This is a genomic window from Klebsiella sp. 10 (assembly GCF_018223925.1).
Taxonomy (GTDB): Bacteria; Pseudomonadota; Gammaproteobacteria; order Enterobacterales; family Enterobacteriaceae; genus Klebsiella; species Klebsiella pneumoniae.
Window position 1 is genome coordinate 265,130 of the sequence record NZ_JAGRRB010000012.1, and the last position, 26,866, is coordinate 291,995.

25 protein-coding genes, 1 pseudogene and 1 riboswitch are annotated in these 26,866 nt (G+C 58.1%); of the genes and pseudogenes, 15 read left to right on the top strand and 11 right to left on the bottom strand.

Annotated elements, in window-relative coordinates; translation table 11 throughout:
* Positions 1–7: 7 nt before the first annotated feature.
* On the bottom strand, positions 8–280 hold the full coding sequence (ubiK, locus tag KHQ26_RS14860; protein WP_002916856.1) for a ubiquinone biosynthesis accessory factor UbiK: 273 nt from the start codon (positions 278–280) through the stop codon (positions 8–10).
* A 120-nt stretch (positions 281–400) separates the two neighbouring features.
* Positions 401–552: riboswitch (FMN riboswitch) on the top strand.
* 105 nt (positions 553–657) lie between these two features.
* On the opposite strand from ubiK, the gene ribB reads away from it, so the two are divergent.
* Complete coding sequence (gene ribB, locus KHQ26_RS14865; protein ID WP_004174356.1) at positions 658–1,311, top strand: 3,4-dihydroxy-2-butanone-4-phosphate synthase; 654 nt, start codon at positions 658–660, stop codon at positions 1,309–1,311.
* Between the two features lie 61 nt (positions 1,312–1,372).
* Here the strand turns inward: ribB and zupT are convergent, their stop codons facing one another.
* Positions 1,373–2,143 (bottom strand): zinc transporter ZupT, encoded by a 771-nt coding sequence (zupT, locus tag KHQ26_RS14870; RefSeq protein ID WP_002916852.1) that lies wholly within the window; start codon positions 2,141–2,143, stop codon positions 1,373–1,375.
* 186 nt (positions 2,144–2,329) lie between these two features.
* On the opposite strand from zupT, the gene ygiD reads away from it, so the two are divergent.
* Positions 2,330–3,121 carry a 4,5-DOPA dioxygenase extradiol gene (gene ygiD, locus KHQ26_RS14875; RefSeq protein ID WP_004174357.1) on the top strand — a complete coding sequence of 264 codons (792 nt, stop codon included), beginning with the start codon at positions 2,330–2,332 and terminating at the stop codon, positions 3,119–3,121.
* Between the two features lie 44 nt (positions 3,122–3,165).
* Here the strand turns inward: ygiD and KHQ26_RS14880 are convergent, their stop codons facing one another.
* The 3 genes from KHQ26_RS14880 to tolC all read right to left on the bottom strand — a co-directional run bounded on the left by KHQ26_RS14880 (position 3,166) and on the right by tolC (position 6,643).
* Positions 3,166–4,326 (bottom strand): glutathionylspermidine synthase family protein, encoded by a 1,161-nt coding sequence (locus tag KHQ26_RS14880; protein WP_004144540.1) that lies wholly within the window; start codon positions 4,324–4,326, stop codon positions 3,166–3,168.
* Positions 4,327–4,331: 5 nt separating this feature from the next.
* Positions 4,332–5,003: a DUF1190 family protein gene (locus KHQ26_RS14885; protein WP_004181330.1), complete on the bottom strand. Its 672-nt coding sequence runs from the start codon at positions 5,001–5,003 to the stop codon at positions 4,332–4,334.
* Between the two features lie 167 nt (positions 5,004–5,170).
* Positions 5,171–6,643: an outer membrane channel protein TolC gene (gene tolC, locus KHQ26_RS14890; protein WP_004174363.1), complete on the bottom strand. Its 1,473-nt coding sequence runs from the start codon at positions 6,641–6,643 to the stop codon at positions 5,171–5,173.
* Positions 6,644–6,839: 196 nt separating this feature from the next.
* Between tolC and nudF the strand changes: the two genes are divergently transcribed.
* The 5 genes from nudF to parE are packed head-to-tail and all read left to right on the top strand — an operon-like array spanning position 6,840 to position 11,244.
* Entirely contained in the window at positions 6,840–7,472 is a 633-nt protein-coding gene (gene nudF, locus KHQ26_RS14895) for an ADP-ribose diphosphatase (RefSeq protein ID WP_014906915.1), read from the top strand.
* Positions 7,469–7,891, top strand: a complete 423-nt coding sequence (locus KHQ26_RS14900) for a DUF1249 family protein (RefSeq protein ID WP_002916847.1) — start codon at positions 7,469–7,471, stop codon at positions 7,889–7,891. Before nudF ends, KHQ26_RS14900 begins: the two co-directional genes overlap by 4 nt.
* Positions 7,892–7,915: 24 nt before the next feature.
* Entirely contained in the window at positions 7,916–8,743 is an 828-nt protein-coding gene (gene cpdA, locus KHQ26_RS14905) for a 3',5'-cyclic-AMP phosphodiesterase (protein WP_002916846.1), read from the top strand.
* Positions 8,743–9,318, top strand: a complete 576-nt coding sequence (gene yqiA / locus KHQ26_RS14910) for an esterase YqiA (protein WP_002916845.1) — start codon at positions 8,743–8,745, stop codon at positions 9,316–9,318. Before cpdA ends, yqiA begins: the two co-directional genes overlap by 1 nt.
* Before the next feature lie 30 nt (positions 9,319–9,348).
* Positions 9,349–11,244: a DNA topoisomerase IV subunit B gene (gene parE, locus KHQ26_RS14915; protein WP_002916844.1), complete on the top strand. Its 1,896-nt coding sequence runs from the start codon at positions 9,349–9,351 to the stop codon at positions 11,242–11,244.
* A gap of 72 nt (positions 11,245–11,316) precedes the next feature.
* On the opposite strand, the gene KHQ26_RS14920 is transcribed toward parE, so the two are convergent.
* The 4 genes from KHQ26_RS14920 to qseB form a co-directional block, all read right to left on the bottom strand.
* Positions 11,317–11,631, bottom strand: a complete 315-nt coding sequence (locus tag KHQ26_RS14920) for a putative quinol monooxygenase (protein ID WP_004181328.1) — start codon at positions 11,629–11,631, stop codon at positions 11,317–11,319.
* Positions 11,632–11,712: 81 nt separating this feature from the next.
* Positions 11,713–12,294, bottom strand: coding sequence for an NAD(P)H-dependent oxidoreductase (locus KHQ26_RS14925; protein WP_002916840.1), 582 nt, complete (start codon positions 12,292–12,294; stop codon positions 11,713–11,715).
* Between the two features lie 106 nt (positions 12,295–12,400).
* Positions 12,401–13,750: a quorum sensing histidine kinase QseC gene (gene qseC, locus KHQ26_RS14930; protein ID WP_020803683.1), complete on the bottom strand. Its 1,350-nt coding sequence runs from the start codon at positions 13,748–13,750 to the stop codon at positions 12,401–12,403.
* Complete coding sequence (qseB, locus tag KHQ26_RS14935) at positions 13,747–14,406, bottom strand: quorum sensing response regulator transcription factor QseB (protein ID WP_002916836.1); 660 nt, start codon at positions 14,404–14,406, stop codon at positions 13,747–13,749. Before qseB ends, qseC begins: the two co-directional genes overlap by 4 nt.
* A 150-nt stretch (positions 14,407–14,556) precedes the next feature.
* On the opposite strand from qseB, the gene KHQ26_RS14940 reads away from it, so the two are divergent.
* The 7 genes and pseudogenes from KHQ26_RS14940 (at position 14,557) to KHQ26_RS14970 (ending at position 23,596) form a co-directional block, all read left to right on the top strand.
* On the top strand, positions 14,557–14,952 hold the full coding sequence (locus tag KHQ26_RS14940; RefSeq protein WP_002916833.1) for a YgiW/YdeI family stress tolerance OB fold protein: 396 nt from the start codon (positions 14,557–14,559) through the stop codon (positions 14,950–14,952).
* 77 nt (positions 14,953–15,029) lie between these two features.
* A complete protein-coding gene (locus KHQ26_RS14945; protein WP_002916831.1) occupies positions 15,030–15,899 on the top strand; it encodes an AraC family transcriptional regulator in 870 nt (289 codons plus the stop codon).
* 121 nt (positions 15,900–16,020) lie between these two features.
* Positions 16,021–18,279 carry a DNA topoisomerase IV subunit A gene (parC, locus tag KHQ26_RS14950; RefSeq protein ID WP_004181324.1) on the top strand — a complete coding sequence of 753 codons (2,259 nt, stop codon included), beginning with the start codon at positions 16,021–16,023 and terminating at the stop codon, positions 18,277–18,279.
* Between the two features lie 191 nt (positions 18,280–18,470).
* The gene (plsC, locus tag KHQ26_RS14955; protein ID WP_002916826.1) at positions 18,471–19,208 is read left to right on the top strand and encodes a 1-acylglycerol-3-phosphate O-acyltransferase; all 738 of its coding nucleotides are present in this window, start codon (positions 18,471–18,473) and stop codon (positions 19,206–19,208) included.
* A gap of 83 nt (positions 19,209–19,291) precedes the next feature.
* Complete coding sequence (gene ftsP, locus KHQ26_RS14960) at positions 19,292–20,704, top strand: cell division protein FtsP (RefSeq protein ID WP_004144547.1); 1,413 nt, start codon at positions 19,292–19,294, stop codon at positions 20,702–20,704.
* A 33-nt stretch (positions 20,705–20,737) separates the two neighbouring features.
* A pseudogene (locus tag KHQ26_RS14965) lies at positions 20,738–23,069 on the top strand (YgiQ family radical SAM protein).
* Positions 23,069–23,596, top strand: a complete 528-nt coding sequence (locus tag KHQ26_RS14970) for a GNAT family N-acetyltransferase (protein ID WP_004150920.1) — start codon at positions 23,069–23,071, stop codon at positions 23,594–23,596. The pseudogene KHQ26_RS14965 and the gene KHQ26_RS14970 overlap by 1 nt, the downstream one beginning before the upstream one ends.
* A 35-nt stretch (positions 23,597–23,631) precedes the next feature.
* Here the strand turns inward: KHQ26_RS14970 and dkgA are convergent, their stop codons facing one another.
* Complete coding sequence (gene dkgA / locus KHQ26_RS14975) at positions 23,632–24,459, bottom strand: 2,5-didehydrogluconate reductase DkgA (RefSeq protein ID WP_002916796.1); 828 nt, start codon at positions 24,457–24,459, stop codon at positions 23,632–23,634.
* Positions 24,460–24,604: 145 nt separating this feature from the next.
* A complete protein-coding gene (gene yqhD / locus KHQ26_RS14980; RefSeq protein WP_049124607.1) occupies positions 24,605–25,768 on the bottom strand; it encodes an alcohol dehydrogenase in 1,164 nt (387 codons plus the stop codon).
* A gap of 196 nt (positions 25,769–25,964) precedes the next feature.
* Between yqhD and KHQ26_RS14985 the strand changes: the two genes are divergently transcribed.
* Entirely contained in the window at positions 25,965–26,864 is a 900-nt protein-coding gene (locus KHQ26_RS14985; protein WP_032410532.1) for an AraC family transcriptional regulator, read from the top strand.
* Positions 26,865–26,866: the final 2 nt, after the last annotated feature.

A 26,866-nucleotide genomic window follows, 5' to 3' on the forward strand; every position in this document is an offset into this window, starting at 1 on the left:
CCGTTTTTTACTGCTGCTCTTCGCTGCCCGGCGTCGCCGCCGGGCGGTTTTCGAGGTCATTCAGGCGCTGCTCCAGCAGCGCCAGTTTTTCCCGGGTCCGCAGCAGCACCTGAGTCTGCACGTCAAACTCTTCGCGGCTAACCAGATCCAGACGGGTCAGCTGCGACTGCAGCGCCTGGCGGATTTTCTTCTCAACATCCTCACCCAGATCGCGAAGTCCTTTTGGCATCGACTCATGGACCTGGCGGGCGATTTGTTCAATTTTTTTCGGGTCAATCATGGTGGTTTCCTGCTCGGGTCGGATGATTGATCATTGTAGTGCGAACCAGGCCGCCTATAAACCAGAAATGTTTGAAGCTTATGCATTGCCGAGGATAGTCAATAGCGTTATAGTTATCTCGCTTATTCTCAGGGCGGGGCGAAATTCCCCACCGGCGGTAAATCAACCATGGCGTTGAAAGCCCGCGAGCGCTTCCCGTGACTACGGGAAGGTCAGCAGATCCGGTGTAATTCCGGGGCCGACGGTTAAAGTCCGGATGGGAGAGAGTAACGGCACAGTCGGGCCCAGGCCCGCTCGCGTTGACTTTTGCCGCTAAACCGGCGCTCCTAAGACTGCCCTGATTCTGGTAACCATAATTTTAATGAGGTTTTTTTACCATGAATCAGACGCTCCTTTCTTCTTTTGGTACCGCTTTTGAACGTGTGGAACACGCTTTGGACGCCCTGCGCGAAGGCCGCGGCGTGATGGTGCTTGATGATGAAGACCGTGAAAACGAAGGCGATATGATCTTCGCCGCTGAAACCATGACCGTTGAGCAGATGGCGCTGACCATTCGTCACGGCAGCGGCATTGTGTGCCTGTGCCTGACCGAAGATCGCCGCAAACAGCTGGATCTGCCGATGATGGTAGAGAACAACACCAGCGCCTACGGCACCGGCTTCACCGTGACCATCGAAGCGGCCGAAGGTGTGACCACCGGCGTCTCCGCTGCCGACCGCGTGACCACCGTCCGCGCGGCCATCGCCGACGGCGCGAAACCTTCCGATCTTAACCGTCCAGGTCACGTCTTCCCGCTGCGTGCGCAGCCGGGCGGCGTACTGACCCGCGGCGGCCACACTGAAGCCACTATCGACCTCGTGACCCTGGCTGGCTTTAAACCGGCAGGCGTGCTGTGCGAGCTGACCAATGACGATGGCACCATGGCCCGCGCGCCGGAGTGCATCAAGTTCGCTCAGCAGCACAATATGGCGGTAGTCACGATTGAAGATCTGGTGGCCTATCGTCGCGAACATGAGCGTAAAGCCAGCTAAATAGCGGTTCGCTACGCCCGAGCACAGCCCACTTGTTAGTGGGCTGTGTTGTTTCTGCGCTTTAACCGATGCCCATCGTCTGGAGTACCACCAGGCTCAGCCCCATGACCGACATCCCGCACAGGACGCCGTAGCTTGGATTGCTTTGCGGATCGATCTCTTTCGCCAGCGGCATCAGTTCATCGACCGACAGCGCCACCATAATCCCGGCGACGGCAGCCATGATCGCGCCCATCACCAGCGGCGAGACCAGGCTCCCCAGAATCAACCACGCCAGCACGCCGCCCAAAATTTCCGCCATGCCGGAAAGCCCGGCCCAGAGCACCGCTTTGCTGCGCGAGCCGGTGGCGGCATACACCGGTCCGGCAACCGCCAGTCCTTCCGGAATATTGTGCAGGGCGACGGCAAGGGCGACGCCCATGCCAAGCTCGAGGTTGTTGCTGGCCGTGACATAGGTGGCGATCCCTTCCGGAAAGTTATGCAGGCTGATCCCCAGCGTCAGAAGAATAGCGGTGCGGCGTAAGTTGCGCGGGCGCGGCATGGCGGGAGTCATCAAATCCTGCGGGTGGGCGTGCGGCAGCAGGCGGTCAAGGCCAAAGTAGCCCAGCAGGCCGACAACAAACATTCCGTAGCCGAGCAGCGGCGACATGCCCTCGGCGGCCAGCGCGGCAGGCAGCATTTCCATCAACGAAATCAATAGCATAATCCCGGCGGCAAAGCCGAGGGAGAAGCCAAGCAGGCGGTTAGAGGGTTTCTGGCCAATCACGCCGAATATGGCGCCAATGAAGGTTGCGCTACCGGCTAACAGCGTCAATATTAAGGGTGATGACATCGCTTCTCTCCCTGTGAAAATAATTACATACGAGTATATTGCCTGAGGATGCGCGTACGGGACACGTCCCTTTACCGCGAATTACATTCAAATTTTCTGACGATCATCATCATGGTTATCTGAGTTTATCCTGGCGCAAAAGCGCGTAATGTGAGCACATCACATTGACACCCTAAGGATATCATCATGTCCCGTACCCGAATGCCCGCGTTGTTTCTCGGCCATGGCAGCCCAATGAACGTGCTGGAAGACAACCGTTATACCCGCGCCTGGGCTCAACTGGGCGAAACCCTGCCGCGTCCGAAAGCGATCGTGGTGGTCTCTGCGCACTGGTTTACGCGCGGTACGGGCGTAACGGCGATGGAGGCGCCGAAGACCATTCATGACTTCGGCGGTTTTCCGCAGGCGCTGTATGACACGCATTATCCGGCGCCGGGCTCTCCGGCGCTGGCGCAACGGCTGGTGGAGCTGCTCTCGCCGGTGCCGGTCACCCTCGATACAGAAGCCTGGGGATTTGACCATGGCTCGTGGGGCGTGCTGATTAAAATGTATCCGCAGGCGGATATCCCGATGGTTCAGTTGAGCATCGACAGCACCAAACCGCCGGCCTGGCATCTCGAAATGGGGCGGAAACTGGCCTCGCTGCGTGATGAAGGCATTATGCTGGTGGCCAGCGGCAACGTGGTGCATAACCTGCGCACCGCCCGCTGGCATGGCGAGAACACGCCGTACCCTTGGGCAGAGTCCTTCAATAACTACGTGAAGGCGAATCTGCAATGGCAGGGGCTGGACGAGCAGCACCCGCTGGTTAACTACCTGGCACACGAAGGGGGCTCGCTCTCCAACCCGACGGCGGAGCATTTCCTGCCGCTGCTGTATGTCCTGGGGACGTGGGATGGCGTTGAGGCGATGACGATCCCGGTCGATGGCATCGAGATGGGCTCGCTGAGCATGCTGTCGGTGTTGGTTGGCGCCTGATGATAGCGCGCTCCGGCGGCATTTACCGTCGCCGGAGCGCGGCATTATTCGACGAAAATGTGCGGATAGAAGCGCGACAGATCCTGGGTGATCAGCGCCCGGTCTTCGCGAATACCGATCCCTGCAGGCTGGTCGTTGATGAGCCAGCTGCCAATCAGCGTATAGCTATCGCCAAACTTCGGCAGCGGGTAAAACGCCTGCACGATGGTGCCTTCTTCCCCGTACGGGCCTTCTACTGCCTCCACCACTTTGCCATTTTCAACGATCGACACGTTAGCGCCTTCGCGGGAGAAGATTGGCTTAATGACGTACTTCTCCATCTCCGGGTGAGTATCTTCGCTGAAGTAGGCCGCCAGCAGATTAGGGTGATTGGGGAACATCTCCCACAGCATCGGCAGCAGCGCCTTGTTGGAGATAATGCTTTTCCACGCCGGCTCCAGCCAGCGGACGCCAGCGTCTTCCAGCTTGGTGGAGAACATCTCCCGCAGCATAAACTCCCACGGATAGAGCTTGAACAGATTGCCAATCACCTGATCCTGCAGATCGGTAAACTGGCCTTTTTCGCCCAGGCCGATATCTTCAACGTAGAGGAATTCCGTCGCCAGCCCCGCTTCAGCGGCGCAGTCCTGCAGATACTGCACGGTACCGCGATCTTCAACGGTATCGCGGCAGCAGGCCATATGCAGCAGCTGAAAGCCAAACTGCTCGCGCAGCTCGCCGAAGCGATCGATCAGCTTTTCCTGCAAACTGTTGAACTGGTCGCTGCCCGCCGGCAGCTTGCCGGCGTTGAGCTGATCTTCCAGCCAGATCCACTGGAAGAAGGCCGCTTCATACAGCGAGGTCGGGGTGTCGGCATTGTTCTCCAGCAGCTTCGGTTCGCCGACGCCATCCCAGGCCAGGTCGAGACGTGAGTAGAGCGACGGCTGGTTGGTTTTCCACGACTGGCGTACAAAACCCCAGGTGTGTTTAGGGATGCGGAATTTGGTCATCAGCTCATCGCTGGCGATCACTTTTTCCACCACCTGGAGGCACATCTGATGTAGCTCAGCGGTGACCGCTTCCAGCTTTTCCACCTGCGCGAGGGTCAGCTTGTAATACGCCTCTTCGCTCCAGTAGGGCTCGCCGTACATGGTATGGAAGTTGAAACCGTACTCGGTCGCTTTCTCGCGCCAGTCCGGGCGCTCGGTAATACTGACTCTTTCCATGTTGCTTAGCCGCCCATTGAGCGAGAAGAGGACGTTGAGCCTGCGGCGCTACGCTGCATGGTCGACTGTTTCGCTACCGACTCGCCAAAGCCGCCGCGGGTGACGGTGGTGGTGGTGGCTGGCTTCGGCGCCATCGCGGTTTTCGGCACATTTATGGTGCGGCCCGGCTGGGCGGCGCCATAGCTCTTGCCGCTGGCGTCAGTGTACTGACCGTAGGCCGGGCTGGCCGGATTTTTCGAGCTGAACAGCGGCTGCTGTTGCGCCATGCCGCCGCCCATCAGGCGGCCCATCATGTAGCCGGCCATCAGCGGCATCCAGAAGCTGCCGCTGCTTTGCGCCTGCGCCTGGTTTTCCGGGGCGACGCCCGCCTGGGCTGGCGTCTGCTGGCACTGGCCTTCGCCAAACTCGGCGACGCAGTCTTCGCGGGTGGCATACTTCGGCGCAGTGCGCTCTGCCTCTTTTACCGCGTTGGTGTAGGCCGTGGTGCATTCGGCTGCTTTGCCCGGGTTGGCGGCGGAGCAGTCATCGGCGTTCTGGTACAGCGACACCGTTTCGTCGCTTTTTTCACAACCGGCGAGCATAAAGACCGCGGTAACGGCCAGCGCGACCGGCGTCAGATGGCGTGCGCTCCAGCTTTTGCGGAACGACGAATGATTAATATTTTTTGTCCGTTTCATATTTGTCTTCCAGGACCCAGTGGTATGGCGTGTGTTAACGCTCAGGATAGAGGATGAGTGGTGGAAAATGAAGCGAAGAGGGGCGCTAAGCGGGGGATCTTTACGTTGCCTTACGTTTAACGCATCGCCTGTCCGACGGACAGGCGATGCGCATCACAGTATGAGAATTACTGACGGAACGGATTGCTGCCGCTGCTCTGGGTGGTCCGTGCGGACGCCGGCTTCACCGCCGCGGTAGTGTTGCCGTAGCCATCAGCGGTGGCATCCTGTTGCGGATTTTCCGGCGCGACGCTATCTGCGGAGGTGGAGATGGGTTTACCCAGCGTGTTGTTCAGGGCGACCAGATCCTGCTCGTTCAGGGTACCTAACGCCGATTTAATGTTCAGCTCGTTGATCAGGTAGTTGTAGCGCGCATTCGAGAGCTGCTGCTTAGCGTTATACAGCGTAGTGGTGGCGTCGAGGACGTCAACGATAGTACGCGTACCCACCGAGTAGCCTGCTTCCATGGCATCCAGGGAGCTTTGCGCAGAGACCACCGCCTGTTTGTAGGCGTTGATGCTGCTGATGGAGGCGTTCACGTTGTTAAACGATGAACGCACAGTCTGCACGACGCTGCGGTGGGCGCTTTCCAGCTGCTCGCTGGCGCCAACGAAGTTGTATTGTGCCTGCTTGACCTGCGAGGTCACCGCGCCGCCCTGGTACAGTGGCAGAGAGAAGTTCAGGCCGATTTGGTTCTGCCCGGCATCGTTATCCTGGTATTGCTGAGGATTATTATGGGTTTTTGAACCACTGTAGCTAGTATTCGATATCCCACTCGACGCGGATAGGCTGAGCGTCGGCAAATGGCCGTCCTGCGCCTGGCGAATCTGCTCGCGAGCCAGGTCCTGGTTCAGACGCGCCTGCAGCAGCGACAGGTTGCGGTTCTCCGCTTCCTTCAGCAGGGCGTTGACCGCCTGCGGCTTGTTGGTTTTGAAGCCATTCACGTTCAGGGAGGCCAGCTCCGGATAGTAGTTACCGGTGACCTGACGCAGTTCTTCGACGGCGTTGTCGAGATCGTTACGCGCGGTGACTTCGTTCGCCAGCACGGCATCGTATTGTGAACGGGCGTTCTGCACGTCGGTGATCGCCACCAGGCCTACGTTAAAGCGCTGCGTGGTTTGATCCAACTGGCGGTAAATAGCCTGTTTCTGCGCTTCGGTATAGGAAAGCGTATCGATGGCGGCCAGCACTTTAAAATAGGCCGTCGCGGTATTCAGAATCAGTGTTTGCTGATCGGTCTGATACGTGACATCCTGAATCCCTGCCGTTTTTTCCTGCAGCGTCAGGGCGCGCCATTTCGACATATCAAACAGAACCTGCGTTAACTGCAGCGAGCCGCTGGTGACGTTTGAATTGATGCCGTTGCTGTCGCGATAGCCATTGTTATAGGTATAATCCGCTCCCAGCCCAAGCTGAGGCAGTAATGGACTGCGCGCTTCGTTGATCTTTTCGAACGCGGCGTCACGATCGGCTGCCGATTTACGCAGATCGGGGTTGCTGATGCGTGCCTGCTGGTAAACCTGAAGCAGGTTTTCCGCCTGGCTCATGGCGCTGAACCCGGTCAGGCTCAGGCCGATAAGAATGGGGAGCAATTTCTTCATTTGCATTCCTTGTTGTGAAGCATTTAGCGCTGGTCTAATTCTAAGAAAAATTCCGCTGATTGTATCGATTCTGCCGCCGTAAAAAGTTGGCGTTACGTGCCATCCGGCGGTAATTTGCACCAATCTAACATACGGGCCGTAAAACGGTAGCCAAACGGTTTGGAAATCCCTAATTTCAGATTCGCAGGACATGACAATGAGCAAACCCACGCAGCAGGGAATTACCTTCTCCAAAAATGATGTAGAAATTATTGCACGCGAAACGCTATATCGTGGTTTTTTTTCGCTCGATTTATACCGTTTTCGCCACCGCCTGTTTAACGGCGGCATGAGTGGCGAAATCACCCGTGAAATTTTTGAGCGCGGGCACGCCGCCGTCTTGCTACCCTTTGACCCGGTGCGCGACGAAGTGGTGCTGGTCGAACAAATCCGTATCGCCGCCTATGATACCAGCGAGAGCCCGTGGCTGCTGGAGATGGTCGCCGGCATGATTGAAGCGGGTGAAACGGTGGAAGATGTTGCCCGTCGGGAAGCGCTGGAGGAGGCCGGGCTTGAAGTTAGGCGGACGAAACCAATATTAAGCTATCTGGCCAGTCCCGGCGGCACCAGCGAACGGTTATCGATCCTGGTGGGAGAAGTTGATGCATCGACGGCAAAAGGCATTCACGGCCTGGCCGAGGAAAACGAGGATATTCGGGTGCATGTGGTGAGTCGGGAGCAGGCTTACCAGTGGGTAGAAGAGGGGAAAATCGACAACGCAGCCTCTGTCATCGCCTTGCAATGGCTGCAATTGCATTATCACAATTTACGAAATGAGTGGACAAAATGAAGCGTTATACACCTGACTTCCCTGAGATGATGCGCCTGTGCGAGACCAATTTCGCGCAGTTGCGCCGCCTGTTGCCGCGAACGGATGCAGCGGGTGAGAAGGTAAGCTATCAGGTGGGAAGCGCGCAGTATCGGTTAACGATAGTTGAATCGACCCGCTACACTACTCTGGTGGCAATAGAGCAGACTCTGCCTGCAGTGAGCTACTGGAGCCTGCCATCGATGACCGTCCGCCTCTACCATGACGCCATGGTGGCCGAAGTGTGTTCGAGTCAGCAGATCTTTCGCTTCAAAGCGCGATATGATTATCCTAATAAAAAGTTGCATCAACGCGACGAAAAGCATCAAATTAACCAGTTTTTGGCCGACTGGCTGCGTTACTGTTTAGCACATGGAGCGATGGCGATTCCGGTTTGTTAGCGTCGTTAAACCTAAGGACACCATTTGGAAAGCCTGTTAAACCTACCTCTGGCTGGTGAGGCCAGAGTCAGGATATTACAAATTACTGATACTCACCTGTTTGCTGAAAAGCATGAAACGTTGTTAGGCATCAATACCTGGGATAGCTATCAGGCCGTACTGTCGGCCATTCATGCCTCACAGCGTCCATGCGATCTGATTGTCGCAACAGGCGATCTGGCGCAGGACCACTCCTCCGCGGCCTATCAGCATTTTGCTGAGGGCATCGCGAGTTTTGCTGCACCCTGCGTCTGGCTACCGGGCAACCATGATTTCCAGCCGGCGATGTACAGCACCCTGCAGGAGGCGGGCATTTCCCCTGCCAAGCGCGTGTTTCTCGGCGATCGCTGGCAGATCCTGCTGCTCGACAGCCAGGTGTTTGGCGTTCCCCATGGCGAGCTGAGCGACTTCCAGCTGGAGTGGCTCGAACATAAGCTGGCGGAGGCGCCGGAGCGCTATACCTTACTCCTGCTGCACCATCATCCGCTGCCGGCCGGCTGCAGCTGGCTGGATCAGCATAGTCTGCGCAACGCCGGCGCGCTGGACAGCGCGTTGAGCGCCTGGCCGCGGGTGAAGCATCTTTTGTGCGGCCATATTCATCAGGAACTGGATCTCGACTGGAATGGCCGGCGCATGATGGCGACGCCGTCGACCTGCGTCCAGTTTAAACCGCACTGTGCCAATTTCACTCTGGATACGGTGTCACCGGGCTGGCGCTGGCTGGAGCTTCACCCTGACGGGACGCTGACCACCGAAGTGTGCCGCCTGGAAGGCGCCGCGTTTCATCCGGATATTGCTTCAGAAGGCTACTGATGGCGACGCTCCTTTATCTGCACGGCTTTAACAGCTCTCCGCGCTCGGCGAAGGCGACGGCGTTAAAGACCTGGCTGGCGCAGCACTATCCAGAGATCACCATGGTGGTGCCGGAGTTGCCGCCTTACCCGGCGGAAACGGCGGAGCTGTTGGAGTCCATCGTGCTGGAGCACGGAGGCGAGCCGCTGGGGGTCGTAGGATCGTCGCTGGGCGGCTACTACGCGACCTGGCTTTCGCAGTGCTTTATGCTGCCGGCGGTGGTGGTTAACCCGGCGGTGCGGCCGTTTGAACTACTAAACAATTTTCTCGGCCACAATGAGAATCCATACACCGGGCAGCAATATGTGCTAGAGTCTCGCCATATTTACGATCTCAAAGTCATGCAAATCGACCCGCTCGAAGCGCCGGATTTACTCTGGCTGCTGCAGCAGACCGGGGATGAAGTGCTTGATTACCGCCAGGCCGTTCATTACTACGCCTCTTGCCGGCAGACGGTAGAGGAGGGCGGTAATCACGCATTTGTCGGCTTTGACGATCATTTCACTCAGATTATCGAATTTCTCGGCCTGCGCTAAACGGCCCTGAACGACCTACGAATACACACCATGACGCAATCTTCATATAATGCTGATGCCATTGAGGTACTCACCGGGCTAGAGCCGGTGCGCCGCCGTCCGGGCATGTATACCGACACCACTCGTCCTAACCATCTTGGTCAGGAAGTTATTGATAACAGTGTGGATGAAGCGCTGGCAGGCCACGCCAAACGCGTGGAAGTTATCCTTCATGCCGACCAGTCCCTGGAGGTCATTGACGATGGTCGTGGGATGCCGGTCGACATCCACCCGGAAGAGGGCGTGCCGGCGGTTGAGCTGATCCTCTGCCGGCTGCATGCGGGCGGTAAGTTTTCCAATAAAAACTATCAGTTTTCCGGCGGCCTGCACGGGGTGGGGATCTCGGTGGTCAACGCCCTGTCAAAACGCGTGGAGGTCAACGTGCGTCGCGACGGTCAGGTCTACAGCATCGCCTTTGAAAATGGTGAAAAAGTGGAAGACCTGCACGTCACCGGCACCTGCGGCAAACGCAATACCGGGACCAGCGTCCATTTCTGGCCGGACGAAAGCTTCTTCGACAGCCCGCGCTTTTCCGTTTCACGTCTGACCCACCTGTTAAAAGCGAAAGCGGTGCTGTGCCCGGGCGTGGAAATTGTTTTCCGCGACCAGGTGAACAACAGCGAGCAGAGCTGGTGCTATGCCGATGGCCTGAACGATTACCTGAGCGAAGCGGTGAACGGCCTGCCGCTGCTGCCGGAAAAACCATTCGTCGGCGCCTTCTCCGGCGAGACGGAGGCGGTGGACTGGGCGCTGCTGTGGCTGCCGGAAGGCGGCGAGCTGCTGACCGAGAGCTACGTGAACCTGATCCCGACCATGCAGGGCGGAACGCACGTTAACGGTCTGCGTCAGGGGCTGCTCGACGCGATGCGTGAGTTCTGCGAGTACCGTAATATCCTGCCGCGCGGCGTGAAGCTGTCAGCGGAAGATATCTGGGATCGCTGCGCGTACGTGCTGTCGGTGAAGATGCAGGATCCGCAGTTCGCCGGGCAAACCAAAGAGCGTCTGTCGTCGCGCCAGTGCGCGGCGTTCGTCTCCGGCGTGGTGAAGGACGCCTTCAGCCTGTGGCTGAATCAGAACGTGCAGGCCGCGGAGCTGCTGGCGGAGATGGCCATCTCCAGCGCCCAGCGCCGTCTGCGCGCGGCCAAAAAAGTGGTGCGCAAAAAGCTGACCAGCGGTCCGGCGCTGCCGGGTAAGCTGGCGGACTGTACCGCCCAGGATCTGAACCGTACCGAGCTGTTCCTTGTCGAAGGGGATTCTGCGGGCGGCTCAGCCAAGCAGGCGCGCGATCGCGAATATCAGGCGATCATGCCGCTGAAGGGCAAGATCCTTAATACCTGGGAAGTCTCTTCCGATGAAGTGTTAGCTTCGCAAGAAGTGCACGACATTTCGGTGGCGATTGGTATTGACCCGGATAGCGATGATTTAAGCCAGCTGCGCTACGGTAAAATTTGTATTCTGGCGGATGCGGACTCCGATGGTCTGCACATTGCCACCCTGCTGTGCGCGCTGTTCGTAAGACATTTCCGTACCCTCGTGAAAGAGGGGCACGTCTATGTGGCGCTACCGCCGCTGTACCGTATCGACCTCGGTAAAGAGGTTTACTACGCGCTGACGGAAGAAGAAAAAACCGGCGTGCTGGAGCAGCTGAAGCGCAAGAAGGGCAAGCCAAACGTCCAGCGCTTTAAAGGGCTCGGTGAGATGAACCCGATGCAGCTGCGCGAAACCACCCTTGACCCGAATACCCGCCGCCTGGTGCAGCTGGTGATCAGCGATGAGGACGAGCAGCAGACCACGGCGATAATGGATATGCTGCTGGCCAAAAAGCGTTCGGAAGATCGTCGCAACTGGCTGCAGGAGAAGGGCGATATGGCGGATCTGGAAGTGTAAGTCTGTACGCTGCGCCAGACGTAAAAGGGAGCCTCAGGCTCCCTTTTTCATGGCATTACTGAGTCGGCGGACTTAAACGCCAGCCTGCAGAATACGGATGCTGGTCTCCAGCACATCGCCTTTGACCGCTTCCGACCAGGCCTTCATGTGCGGGGTTTGCAGGTGTGCTTCAAGATGCGCGACGCTTTCCCACTGCTCGACCATGACGATAGAGTCGGGCGCTGTGGTCTGGAAGCTGACGCCGGCGGCATGATCCACCATCGGGGCATAGCCGTGGCAGCCGGCCTCCTGCAAAACGGTAGGAATAATTTTCGCGAACTGATCGAGAACCGCCTGGCGGTGGTGCTGGCCCGGGCGGGTACGGATTTCTGCAATCACTGTTAACATGGTTAACTCAACTCCTTCTGTGTGGATCTTGTCATACTCCAGGTTCCAATAACTCGAAATATGTAGAGCATAGACCCCTAGTTAACCAAAAATTTCCGCCAGATGCTTGCGATATTCTGCGATATACCGTGGGACATCAGGCATTTTAATCACGTCGTTGGCGATAAAGGTCGGCAATGCCTCCATGCCGAGGAACTGATTGGCTTTATGGAACGGCAGGTAAACGCCGTCAACGCCGACGCCGTGGAAGAACTGGTCTTTGTCGGTGAAGGCTTCCATCGGCGCGTTCCAGGTCAGAGAAAGCATATATTTTTTCCCCTGCACCAGGCCGCCGGAGCCATATTTTTTGCTGGCGTCGGAGCGGGTACGGCCATCGCTGGCGTACAGCGAGCCGTGGCCTTCGGTAAAGACGTCATCCATATATTTTTTCACCGTCCACGGAGCGCCCATCCACCAGCCCGGCATCTGCCAGATCACCACATCGGCCCACAGGAAATTCTGTACTTCTTCTTTTACGTCGTACTCGCTTTCGGCGCGAACGCTTTTAACATCGTGCCCGGCGTCGCGCAGATAACTCTCCGCGACCTCGGTCAGGGTGTCGTTCAGTTGACCATTAGAGTGCGCGAACTTTTTCGCCCCATTGATAATCAGGATGTTGCTCATTTTTTACCCTCATATATGAAAATTTGCCGACGATCTTACCCCGCGAAGCGGGGCAGTAAAATGAGCAAAATGTGCAAAGTCTTTTGCCAAATGAGCAATAATCTCGCTACCAGTACACGCGGGCCTCGAAGCCGCCGTCGCGCGCGTTGGCAAAATCAACCTGCATGCCGTGCAGCGAGGCGATGCGCCGGACGATCGACAAGCCCAGGCCGCTGCCCGGCGCCTCCTGCCCCGGCGGACGATAAAAACGCTCGCCAATGCGCGAGAGCGCCTGCGGGCTAATGCCTGGGCCGTTATCGCGCACCCGGAACTCGCGGGCGTTGAGCGTGATATCGACCTGGCTGCCGCGAGGGCTATAGCGTACGGCGTTATCCAGCAGATTGCGCACCAGCAGACTGAGCAGCAGCGGCTGGCCGATGCGGACGATGTGGCTGGCATTAAGATGCAGGCGCAGCTCAATCCCGGACTGCTGCGCCGGGTGATACATCTCCATCACTGCCGACTGCAGCAGATCGGCGATAGCGACCTGCTGCACATCATCCAGTTGGGCGAGCGAGTCCAGCCGCGACAGCGTCAGCAGCTGATCCACCAGTCGGGTGGCGCGATCGATCCCCTGGTGGAGCTGATCCAACGCTTTCTCACGCCCTTCGGGATCGTCCAGGGAGAGTTGGGCGACTTCGGTCTGCACCTTCAGCGCCGCCAGCGGGCTGCGTAGCTCATGGGCGGCATCAGAGGTAAACCGACGCTCGCGCAGCATGGCGTCGTGAGTGCGTCGGAACAGCTGATTCAGCGCTTCGACCAGCGGGCGAACTTCGGCGGGGATCTTCTCCACGCTGAGCGAATCCGCCGAGTCCGGCGCGCGCAGGCGCAGCGTGCGCGCCAGATTTTTCAATGACGCCAGCTCGCGGCTTAACAGCACGATGAGCAGCACGAACATCAGCGGCAGGGCAACCATCCACGGGGTGAGCTGCGAGGTCACGATATCCATCGCCATTTCGCGCCGGTAATCCCACTCCTGGCCGACGGCGATGCGGTAGCGGCCGTCGGCGGTGGTTAACCACAGGAAACGCCACTCGTCATCGTCGTCACGCAGATAGCCATCGCTGAATCCCTCGCGCTGCGAATTCCACTGAATATCCTCTCCGTTCTCGCCGTCATTAAGCACCATTTTGCCGTCGCGGGTGAAGATGGCGAACGCCAGCGCGTCGTCGTCGATGTGCCCGTGGCGTACCTTTTTCTTTTCCCCGAGCAAGGCGGGCGGGGCGCGCAGTTCATCGAAATGCATGACGCTCAGGCGGCGAGCGAACAGCAGCTGCTGGGTATCGAACAGCTTATCCAGCTTTTTGCTGGTCTGCTGCCAGGCGATAACGCTGGCCATCCCCCAGGCGGCGGTGGTCAGTACGGCAAACAGCAGCGTCAGGCGCAGGCGCAGGCTCAGGCGGGCAAGTCGTTTCATGCGTCACCCAGGGTATAGCCGATGCCGTGGACGGTACGGATAAAGTCGCTGCCGAGCTTGCGGCGCAGATGATGGACGTGAACTTCCACGGCGTTGCTGGAGACCTCGTCGTCCCAGGTGTAGAGCTTTTCCTCGATAAGCTTACGCGGCAATACGCGCCCGGCGTTGCGCATAAGCAGTTCCAGCAGGGCGAACTCCTTCGGCTTCAGCGCAAGGCTTTCGCCGTCGAGGCTGGCGGTTAAGCGGTTCGGATCGAGGATCACCTTGCCGTGGCGCAGTTCGCTGCTGCTCTGGCCGTGCGCGCGGCGGATCAACGCTTCGAGGCGCGCTGCCACCTCAATCAGGGCGAAAGGTTTGCACAGGTAGTCATCGGCGCCCAGGCGCAGGCCCTCCACCCGCTGGCTGAGGGCATCGCGGGCGGTGAGGATCAGCACCGGCTCATGGCGGCCTTTATCGCGCCATTCGCGCAGAATATCGAGGCCATCGATGCCGGGTAGGGTGAGGTCAAGGATTGCGGCGTCGTAGGGGGCGCTGTATAAGGCATTTTTGCCCTCCAGCCCGGCGGTAAACCAGTCAATGCTAAAGCCCATTTTGCTCAGCCCGGCTTTGATGCCGTCGCCGATAAGCTTGTCATCTTCCACCAGTAATATGCGCATGTTTCCCTCCGACGATCCCGTTTCTTTGCGCAGTAAACCGCGTTGAAGCGGGTGATGTACAGCATTAAAATTTCTTTTTTCCGCTTAAGAAGTCGTTAAGTTTTGTCGGGCGTAATAGGAGCCATACCAACACAAAAGGGAGAATATAAGATGAAAAAAATTGCTGCGATGACCGCGATTATTGCTTTGGTTTCCATGCCGGTACTGGCCGCCGGGCAGGGAGGATTCACCGGACCGTCGACTACCACTACCACCCAGGCTGGCGGCTTCACCGGGCCGAGCGGCGCGGTGACCACCGTGGCGAACGCCAAGTCGCTGCGTGATGACACCTGGGTGACCCTGCGCGGTAAAATCGTCGAGCGCATCTCTGATGACCTGTATAAATTCCAGGATGCTTCCGGGGTGATCAATGTCGATATCGACCACAAGCGCTGGAACGGCGTGACCGTCGGCCCGCAGGACACAGTAGAAATTCAGGGGGAAGTCGATAAGGACTGGAACTCGGTAGAAATCGACGTTAAACAGATCCGTAAAATCGCGCCATAAGTCTCCGTCGGATAAGCGCAAGATCGGTCAGGAATCGCGATCCTCGCTCTGTCAGAGTATGTCGCGAGGAGGAGACGATGAACGATATTAAGGCCAGCCCGGCGTATGTCGGGCGCTTCCAGCGCGTCTGTAGGTACATTGCGCGCCATCTTGATGAGCCGCTGTCGCTGGAGACGCTGAGCGCGATAGCGCACAGTTCGCCTTACCATTTTCACCGGCAATTTAGCGCTTATACCGGCATTCCATTGTACCGGTATATTCAGTGGTTGCGTCTGCGACGCGCCTGTTGGCGCCTGGCGTTCAACCCCCGCGATAAAGTCATCGATATTGCCCTTGATGCCGGATTTCAGAATGCGGAGTCGTTCAGTCGTGCCTTCCGTACCGCGTTTGACCAAAGCCCGACCCAATTCCGTCAACAACCGGACTGGGCCGAGTGGCATCGACGCGTACCGAAACATACGCTACAGGAGCAAACGTCGATGGACGTCAACATTATTTCGTGCCCCTCCACCCGGATAGCCGTACTGCAACATCGCGGTAGCCCGGACCTTGTCAACGCCACCGCCGCGCGTTTTATCGCCTGGCGTAAGACGAGCGGACTATCGCCCGTCGCCACCAGCGATACCTGGGGGATCGCCTGGGACGATCCGCAGACCACCCCGCAGGAGGCATTTCGTTTTGATATCTGCGGTACGGTCGATCGGCCGGTTGGTGAAAACGCCTTTGGCGTGATTAACGGCGAAATCCCCGGCGGACGCTGCGCCGTCGTGCGCCATCACGGCTCGCTGGACACGCTGGCGAACAGCGTTTGGTTTCTCTATCGCGACTGGTTACCCGCTTCAGGCGAGACGTTACGGGATTTTCCGGTGTACTTCCGTTACCTCAATTTTGTCCATGAGGTGGCTGAGCATGAACTGCAAACCGATATTTATCTGCCGCTGGCCTGATTAAGCGTGGCGGAATCCTCAGCCGATCTCACGGCCTGTGACTCAGGGCGTGAGATCGGGTATTATCGCGGGTAGTTTTGCCGTCCGAACGGTCGGTACCCAGATTGAGGATCCACGATTAATGAGCGATATGGCAGAGCGCCTTGCGCTGCATGAATTTACGGAAAATGCTTACCTGAACTACTCCATGTACGTGATCATGGACAGGGCATTACCGTTTATTGGCGATGGCTTAAAACCGGTCCAGCGTCGCATCGTCTATGCGATGTCCGAGCTGGGGCTGAACGCCAGCGCGAAATTCAAAAAGTCCGCCCGCACCGTCGGCGACGTGTTGGGTAAATATCACCCGCACGGCGACAGCGCCTGCTATGAAGCGATGGTGCTGATGGCGCAGCCGTTCTCTTACCGCTATCCGCTGGTGGATGGTCAGGGAAACTGGGGGGCGCCGGACGATCCCAAATCTTTCGCCGCCATGCGTTACACCGAATCCCGCCTGTCGAAGTATGCCGAGCTGCTGCTCAGCGAGCTGGGGCAGGGGACGGTCGACTGGGTGCCAAACTTTGACGGCACGCTGCAGGAGCCGAAAATGCTGCCAGCGCGTCTGCCGAACATCCTGCTGAACGGCACCACCGGCATCGCGGTAGGCATGGCGACCGATATTCCTCCGCACAACCTGCGGGAAGTGGCCAAAGCGGCGATTACGCTGATTGAGCAGCCGAAAACCACCCTCGACGAACTGCTGGATATCGTACAGGGGCCGGATTTCCCGACCGAGGCGGAGATCATCACCTCGCGGGCGGAAATTCGCAAAATCTACCAAAACGGGCGCGGCTCAGTGCGCATGCGCGCGGTGTGGAGTAAAGAGGACGGCGCGGTGGTGATCAGCGCGCTGCCGCATCAGGTCTCTGGCGCCAAAGTGCTGGAGCAGATTGCGGCGCAGATGCGCAATAAAAAGCTGCCGATGGTTGACGATCTGCGCGACGAATCGGACCACGAAAACCCGACCCGTCTGGTGATTGTCCCGCGCTCCAACCGGGTGGATATGGAACAGGTGATGAACCACCTGTTCGCCACCACCGATCTGGAGAAGAGCTACCGCATCAACCTCAATATGATCGGCCTTGACGGCCGCCCGGCGGTGAAAAACCTGCTGGAGATCCTCAGCGAGTGGCTGGTGTTCCGTCGCGATACCGTGCGTCGCCGTCTAAACCATCGGTTAGAGAAAGTGCTGAAGCGCCTGCATATCCTCGAAGGTTTGCTGGTGGCGTTTCTTAATATCGATGAAGTGATTGAGATCATCCGCACTGAAGATGAACCGAAGCCGGCCCTGATGTCGCGCTTTGGCATCAGCGAAACCCAGGCGGAAGCGATTCTGGAATTAAAACTGCGCCACCTCGCCAAACTGGAAGAGATGAAGATCCGCGGCGAGCAGAGCGAGCTGGAAAAAGAGCGCGACCAGCTGCAGGCGATTCTGGCGTCTGAACGTAAGATGAACAATCTGCTGAAAAAAGAGCTGCAGGCCGATGCCGATGCCTTCGGCGACGACCGTCGCTCGCCGCTTCACGAGCGTGAAGAAGCGAAAGCGATGAGCGAGCATGACATGCTGCCGTCTGAGCCGGTGACTATCGTTCTGTCGCAGATGGGCTGGGTGCGCAGCGCCAAAGGACACGACATTGACGCCCAGGGCTTGAGCTATAAGGCGGGCGACAGCTGGAAAGCCTCGGCGAAGGGCAAGAGCAACCAGCCGGTGGTGTTTATCGATACCACCGGACGCAGCTATGCCATCGATCCGATTACTCTGCCTTCCGCGCGTGGCCAGGGTGAACCGCTTACCGGCAAACTGACCCTGCCGCCGGGCGCGACCGTGGAGCATATGCTAATGGAAAGCGACGATCAGAAACTGCTGATGGCTTCCGACGCGGGCTACGGTTTCGTCTGTACCTTCAACGATCTGGTGGCGCGCAACCGTGCCGGTAAAGCGCTAATCACCCTGCCTGACAACGCGCACGTGATGCCGCCGCTGGTGATTGAGGATGAGTCCGATATGCTGCTGGCCATCACCGCCGCCGGGCGGATGCTGATGTTCCCGGTCAGCGATCTGCCGCAGCTGTCGAAAGGCAAGGGCAACAAAATTATCAGCATTCCGGCGGCGGAAGCCGCAGCCGGCCAGGACGGTCTGGCACATCTGTTTGTTCTGCCGCCGCAGAGTACGCTGACCATTCACGTCGGCAAACGGAAGATCAAACTGCGTCCGGAAGAGCTGCAAAAAGTCACCGGCGAGCGCGGCCGCCGCGGTTCGCTGATGCGCGGGCTGCAGAAAATTGACCGCGTGGAAATTGACTCGCCGCGTCGTGCCGCGGCAGGCGATAGCGAAGAGTAAGCGCGTCTCCTCCCGTCTTTGACGGGAGGAGACGAAAAAATGCCGCAAAATCGTTGTTTATTCAGGCGTTGCGATTAACAATGTCCATCATCAGGGACCCAGGAAGAACGGTCCCGGCCTGCGCAGAACTTGTGAGCCTGCCTTCTGCCAGCAGCGAATAATTCTAAGCGGTTTGGGTTTTAGAGGTAGCTATGCTATTCATTTTTCGAGTAATTTTCGTGGTCATTTATTGCATCGTAGTGTGCGTACTTGGCTGTCTGTACTGCTTGTTCAGCCCACGTAATCCAAAACACGTTGCCACTTTCGGCCATCTGTTTGGCCGTTTATCTCCGGTATTTGGCCTCAAGGTAGAGCTACGCAAACCCGCCGACGCGGAAAGCTATGGCAACGCGATCTACATCGCTAACCACCAGAACAACTATGATATGGTGACGGCGTCGAATATCGTGCAGGCTCCGACGGTCACCGTAGGTAAAAAGAGCCTGCTATGGATCCCGTTCTTTGGCCAACTGTACTGGCTGACGGGCAATTTGCTGATTGACCGTAATAACCGAACCAAAGCGCACGGCACTATTGCCGAAGTCGTCAACGCTTTTAAAAAGCGTAAAATTTCGTTCTGGATGTTCCCGGAAGGGACCCGTAGCCGCGGCCGCGGCCTGCTGCCGTTTAAAACCGGGGCTTTTCACGCGGCTATTGCCGCTGGGGTGCCGATTATTCCGGTGTGTGTCTCGAATACATCGAATAAAATAAAGCTCAATCGCTGGAACAACGGTCTGGTGATTGTGGAAATGCTGCCGCCGGTAGATACCACGCAGTTTGGTAAAGACAACGTGCGCGCGCTGGCGACGCATTGCCGCGAGCTGATGGCCGCCAAAATCGCTGATCTGGACAACGAAGTGGCCGAGCGCGAAGCGGCTGGAAAGCAATAAGACAGGAAACGCCGCCAACGCGCGCGTATTGCTGGCGGGAAACGAATTCCCTTTTTCATTTGTCAGTATGTCATGGAGTTAATATGTCACTCAGTCGGCGTCAGTTTATTAAGGCTTCCGGCGTAGCGCTGTGCGCTGGCGCCGCGCCGCTGAAGGCCCATGCCGCCGGCCAGCAGCCTGCGCTGCCGGTTCCGCCGCTGCTGGAATCTCGTCGCGGCCAGCCGCTGTTTCTGACGCTGCAGCGTTCCCACTGGTCGTTTACCCCCGGCACCCGCGCCCCCGTCTGGGGGATCAATGGCCGCTATATGGGGCCGACGATCCGCGTCTGGAACGGAGACGACGTCAAGCTTATCTACAGCAACCGCCTGACGGAGAACGTGGCGATGACCATCCGCGGTCTGCAGGTGCCTGGCCCGCTGATTGGCGGCGCGGCGCGCATGATGTCGCCGAACGCCGACTGGGCGCCGGTGCTGCCTATCCGCCAGAGCGCGGCGACGCTGTGGTATCAGGCCAACACGCCGAACCGGATGGCGAAACAGGTTTACAACGGTCTGGCGGGCATGTGGCTGGTGGAAGACGAGGTCAGCAAGAACCTGCCGATCCCTAACCACTATGGCGTCGATGACTTCCCGGTGATTATTCAGGATAAACGGCTGGATAACTTCGGCACGCCGGAATATAGCGAACCGGGCAGCGGCGGCTTTGTGGGCGACACGCTGCTGGTTAACGGCGTGCAGAGCCCGTATGTTGAAGTGTCGCGCGGCTGGGTGCGCCTGCGCCTGCTGAACGCTTCCAACTCCCGGCGCTATCAGCTGCAGATGAGCGATGGCCGACTGCTGCATGTGATTTCCGGCGATCAGGGGTTCCTGCCGGCGCCGGTTTCGCTCAAGCAGCTATCGCTGGCCCCGGGGGAGCGGCGTGAAATTCTGGTCGATATGACTAACGGCGATGAAGTGTCCATTACCTGCGGCGAAGCGGCGAGTATCGTCGACCGTATCCGCGGTTTTTTTGAACCGTCAAGCATCCTGGTCTCCACGCTGGTGCTGACGCTGCGTCCGACCGGGCTGCTGCCGCTGGTGACCGACAGTCTGCCGGTGCGCCTGCTGCCGACCGAGCTGCTCTCCGGTACGCCGATCCGCAGCCGGGATATCACCCTTGGCGACGATCCGGGCATCAACGGTCAGCTGTGGGATCCGCAGCGTATCGATATCACGGCGCAGCAGGGGACCTGGGAGCGCTGGACGGTGCGCGCCGACCGCCCGCAGTCGTTCCATATTGAAGGGGTGATGTTCCAGATCCGTAATGTCAACGGCTCGTCTCCTTTCCCGGAAGATCGCGGCTGGAAGGACACCGTGTGGGTCGACGGGCAGGTTGAGCTGCTGGTCTATTACGCTCAACCGTCGTGGCCGCACTTCCCGTTCCAGTATCTGAGCCAGACGCTGGAGCTTGCCGATCGCGGCTCGATCGGCCAGATGCTGGTGAATCCCGCGCCGTAATCTCTTTGACCCTGGCCGGCGCACGGTCAGGGTTTGAGAAAATCCTCCTTCATTTCCACTATCATTCCGGCTTATAATCCACGCCCTTTTGGTTATTTTTTTATCATTTTCCCCGGAAGCAATATGAGCGCAATATCCCTGATCCAACCGGATCGTGACCTTTTTTCCTGGCCGCAATACTGGGCTGCCTGTTTTGGCCCTGCGCCCTTTTTACCGATGTCGCGTGAAGAGATGGATCAACTTGGCTGGGATAGCTGCGACATTATTCTGGTCACCGGCGACGCCTATGTCGACCACCCGAGCTTCGGGATGGCTATCTGCGGCCGCATGCTGGAAGCGCAGGGTTTCCGGGTAGGGATCATCTCCCAGCCGGACTGGAACAGCAAAGACGACTTTATGCGTCTGGGCAAACCGAACCTGTTCTTCGGCGTGACCGCCGGCAACATGGACTCAATGATCAACCGTTACACCGCCGACCGTAAACTACGTCATGACGATGCCTATACGGCGGGTAACGTGGCGGGCAAACGTCCGGACCGCGCTACCCTCGTCTATACCCAGCGCTGTAAAGAGGCGTGGAAAGATGTGCCGGTGATCCTCGGCGGCATCGAAGCCAGCCTGCGTCGTACCGCCCACTATGATTACTGGTCCGACACCGTGCGCCGCTCGGTGCTGGTGGACTCCAAGGCCGATATGCTGATGTTCGGCAACGGCGAGCGTCCGCTGGTGGAAGTGGCTCATCGCCTGGCAATGGGCGAAACCATCGACCAGATCCGCGATGTGCGCAATACCGCCATCATGGTGAAAGAGGCGCTGCCGGGCTGGAGCGGCGTGGACTCCACCCGTCTGGATACGCCCGGTAAAATTGACCCCATCCCGCATCCGTACGGTGAAGATCTGCCGTGCGCCGATAACAAACCGGTCGCGCCGAAAAAACAGGAAGCGAAAAGCATTACTGTGCAGCCGCCGCGGCCCAAACCGTGGGAAAAAACCTATGTGCTGCTGCCTTCCTTCGAGAAGGTGAAAGGCGATAAGGTCCTGTACGCTCACGCCTCGCGCATTTTGCACCACGAAACCAACCCCGGCTGCGCCCGGGCGCTGATGCAAAAGCACGGCGAGCGCTACATCTGGATCAACCCGCCGGCAATCCCGCTCTCCACCGAAGAGATGGACAGCGTCTTCGCGCTGCCGTACAAGCGGGTGCCGCATCCTTCCTATGGCGATGCGCGTATTCCGGCGTATGAGATGATCCGCTTCTCAATCAACATCATGCGCGGCTGCTTCGGCGGCTGTTCGTTCTGCTCGATCACCGAGCACGAAGGACGCATAATCCAGAGCCGTTCTGAGGATTCGATCATTAATGAGATCGAAGCCATTCGCGACACCGTGCCCGGCTTTACCGGGGTGATCTCCGATCTCGGCGGGCCAACGGCCAACATGTATATGCTGCGCTGTAAATCGCCGCGCGCTGAGCAGACCTGCCGCCGTCTCTCCTGCGTCTATCCGGATATTTGCCCGCACATGGATACCAACCATGAGCCGACGATCAATCTTTATCGCCGCGCTCGCGAGCTGAAGGGCATCAAGAAGATCCTTATCGCCTCCGGGGTACGCTATGACATCGCGGTCGAAGATCCGCGCTATATCAAAGAGCTGGCGACCCACCACGTCGGCGGCTATCTGAAGATCGCCCCGGAGCATACCGAAGAGGGACCGCTGTCGAAGATGATGAAGCCGGGAATGGGCAGCTACGACCGCTTTAAAGAGCTGTTCGACACCTATTCGAAGCAGGCGGGTAAAGAGCAGTATCTGATCCCGTACTTTATCTCCGCTCATCCGGGGACCCGTGATGAAGATATGGTGAACCTGGCGCTGTGGCTGAAGAAGCATCGCTTCCGCCTCGACCAGGTGCAGAACTTCTATCCGTCGCCGCTGGCGAACTCGACCACCATGTATTACACCGGCAAGAACCCGCTGGGTAAAATTGGTTATAAGAGCGAAGAGGTGGTAGTGCCGAAGGGCGATAAACAGCGCCGTCTGCACAAAGCGCTGCTCCGCTACCACGATCCGGCAAACTGGCCGCTGATCCGTCAGGCGCTGGAGGCGATGGGCAAGAAGCACCTGATTGGCTCCCGCCGCGACTGCCTGGTGCCAGCGCCAACCCTGGACGAAATGCGTGAAGCGCGTCGCCAGAACCGCCATACTCGTCCGGCGTTGACCAAGCACACGCCGATCGCCCATCAGCGCCAGACGCCTGCCGCTGCGGGCGCGAAAAAACGCGTTAAGCCGAAGGCCGTATCACGCTAAGCGGCTGGCCCGGCGGGATCGCTCGCCGGGAACATCTGTGAAAAAAGGAGAGAGGTGATGACGCCGGTCATCCTGTCGCGACAACAACTGGACCAGCTCTGGGAGATAGACCGCAGCGAAATTATCGATACGCTCTACCGTCTCGATAACGGTCAGCTGCGGGCTTATCGGGAATATTATGACGTGCGTGGCTGGGACCCTCACGATCGTCAGGTTTATACTCCGATTCACGAGGCCTGTTACGATCGCGGCGGTATTTTTTTCGCCTTTTTTGACGATGAGCAGATGATTGCCGCAGCGGCGCTGGATACGCTGCCTCGCGGCATGAATGGCGAGCTGCGCCAGCTATTATTCTTTTATGTCGGGGCGGGAAAGCGCGGCCAGGGCTGGGGGCGGCGACTGTTTCAGTATGCCCTGCACCAGCTGCCAGAAATGGGGGCGTCCGGCCTCTATATCTCGTCGATCCCCAACAAAAACACCGTCGATTTTTATCTGGCTCAGGGATGTCGCTTAGCGGATAAGCCCGACCCGGCGCTGTTTGCGCTGGAGCCAGAGGATATTCATCTGGTCTGCCATCGCCTTTAACGCCGAGGCGCTAAAGGCGATGGCAAGAGAGAGCATTATCCGCCGAACTGATCCGGGTCAGGACCGAGACGTTTACCCTGGTCCAGCTTCGCGATCGCTCCCAGCTCATCTTTGTCGAGACGGAAGTCCCAGACGTCAAAGTTTTCCGCGATACGCGACGGCGTGACGGATTTCGGGATCACCACCAGACCGCTGTCGAGATGCCAGCGGATGACGATTTGCGCCGGCGTTTTGCCGTACTTATCGGCGAGCTGGTGGATGACTTTTTGATCGAAGACGCCTTCGCCGCCCTGGGCCAGCGGGCTCCAGGATTCGGTCTGGATCTTGTGGGTGGCGTTCCACGCGTGCAGCTGACGCTGCTGCATAAGTGGATGGAGTTCTATCTGATTGATCACCGGGGCGACGCCGGTTTCATCAATCAGCTTCTGCAGATGCGGTACCTGGAAATTACACACGCCAATGCTTTTGGTCAGCCCCTGCTGCTGCAGCTCGATCAGCGCCTGCCAGGCCTCGACGTAATGGCCGATAGCCGGTACCGGCCAGTGGATTAAATAGAGATCCACATAGTCCAGCTTCAGTTTGCTGAGGCTCTCTTTCAGCGCCTCGTGCGGCCGTTTTTGATCGTCGTTCCACAGCTTAGTGGTGATGAAGAGCTCATCGCGGTTGACGCCAGCGCTGTGCAGCGCATTGCCGACGCCGGTCTCATTTTGGTACGCGGCGGCGGTGTCAAAAGAGCGATAACCGACTTCCAGCGCCTTATGAATGGCGGAGACGACTTCCTCGTTGCCAGCTTTCCACACGCCGAGACCCAGCTGCGGCATCAGGTTGCCGTCGTGCAGTTTTATAACGGTTGGATGTGTCATGCCTTCCTCCTGTTAATGAACTCGGCGAAGCAGGATCCGCCGAGGGGTAGCATTAAGTCTGGACGAAATAGCTAAAAACGGTAGTAAAAACACCTCTCCCCGGCGTTTGTTTAACGTAAGGAGAGGTGAATCAGGCGGGGAGCGCTTAGCGTGCAGCCTCGTAAATACGGCGGCTGACGTCCAGGGTGATATCCTGATGTTCGCCAAGTTTAGTCATGCCGTGCTCTTCCAGTTTCGCCAGCAGCGCCGGGATGGAGCTACCGTCGAGACCGTAATCGGAAAGGCGGGTCGGCACGCCCATCTGCTCGAAGAACTGACGCGTTGCGGCGATGGCGGCATCGATACGTTGGTCGTCAGAGCCTTCGGTAAGATTCCACACGCGCTCGGCATACTGCAGCAGCTTCTCGCGCTTGGCATCGCGTTTCTCATTCCACAGCGCCGGCAGCACGATAGCCAGCGTCTGGGCGTGATCCAGGCCGTGCATCGCCGTCAGCTCGTGGCCGAGCATATGCGTCGCCCAGTCCTGTGGCACGCCTGCGCCGATCAGGCCGTTCAGCGCCTGCGTCGCCGCCCACATAATATTGGCGCGCACGTTATAGTTCTCCGGTTCCTGCAGGGCTTTCGGGCCATCCTCGATCAGGGTCAGGAGAATGCCTTCGGCGAAGCGGTCCTGGATTTTGCCGTCAACCGGGTAGGTCACGTACTGCTCGACGGTATGGACGAAGGCGTCAACCACGCCGTTCGCGACCTGGCGCGGTGGCAGGGTATAGGTATAAACCGGATCGAGGATCGCGAACTGCGGCTGGACGTGCGAAGACATAAACGCGCGTTTGTCGCCGGTGGTTTTCCGCGATATGACCGCGCCTTTGTTGGATTCAGAACCGGTCGCCGGCAGAGTCAGTACCGAGCCCATTGGAATGGCGCTGGCAATTTTGCTGCCATAGGTTTCCAGAATTTCCCACGGATCGATATCCGCGTCGTAGTGGGCTGCTGCAGCGATAAACTTGGTGCCATCCAGCACCGAACCGCCGCCGACCGCCAGCAGGAAGGTCACTTTCTCTTCCCGGGCGAGTTTCACCGCATTCATCAGGGTTTCGTAAGACGGGTTCGGCTCGATGCCGTCAAATTCAAGGACATCCAGGCCATTCAGAGCGGTGAGGACCTGATCCAGGACGCCTGTTTTTTTGACGCTGCCGCCGCCGTAGGTGATCAGTACGCGGGCTTCCGCCGGGATCTGTTCACGCAGCTTTTCAATCGCGCCTTTGCCAAACAGAATGCGGGTTGGGGTATGCAGGTCGAAATTATTCATTGCTTAAGTCCTCCAAAGAGTAAAACCGTCGACAGGGACGATACCGCTGCCCGATGAAGGTTATTGTGGTCCTGGCGCCGTTGACCCTCAATGCACATTCCTGCCGATGTCTTGCCTATTTCTCCATATGGCTGGAGAATTTGTAGCGGCCTGCGCACAATGTACAGGTGAAGAAACATCGGGAGAGACGGTGGCAATGCAACACGCAGAGATATGTCGGACATTAACGGAGAAGATTAACCTGCTGAAAGATAAGCACGAAATGTTCAGTTCGTTGCTGCCTGACGTCCGTTTGCTGTACGGAACGCAACCGGGGCCCCGGACGCCGGTGATGTATCAGCCGGGGATCGTTTTTCTCTTTTCGGGCCATAAAATTGGTTATATCAATGAGCGGACTTTTCGCTACGATACAAACGAATATTTACTGCTGACCGTGCCGCTACCTTTCGAGTGCGAAACCTTTGCCACCCCGGAGGTGCCCCTCGCCGGGATGCGCCTGAACGTCGATATCCTGCAACTGCAAGAGCTGCTGATGGATATTGGCGAAGATCCGCTGTTTCAGCCCGCGGTCGCCTCCAGCGGGATAAACTCCGCGGTACTCTCGGAGGATATTCTGTGCGCTGCCGAACGGCTGCTTGACGTGATGGAGCGGCCGCTGGACGCACGGATCCTTGGCAAGCAAATCGTCCGCGAAATTCTGTATTATGTGCTGACGGGGCCCTGCGGCGGCGCGCTGTTGGCGCTGGTCAGCCGGCAGACCCACTTCAGCCTGATAAGTCGCGTGCTCAAGCATATCGAAAGCCAGTACACCGAAAACCTCAGCGTCGATCGGCTGGCGGCGGAAGCGAATATGAGTGTGTCAGCGTTTCACCATAATTTTAAAGCGGTGACCAGCACTTCTCCTTTGCAGTATCTGAAAAACTACCGTTTGCACAAAGCACGAATGCTGATGATCCATGACGGCATGAAGGCCAGCGCGGCGGCGATGCGCGTGGGATATGAAAGCCCTTCGCAGTTCAGCCGCGAGTTTAAGCGCTACTTCGGTTTGACGCCGGGAGAAGACGCCGCGCGTATTCGCACGATGCAGGGGATGTAATA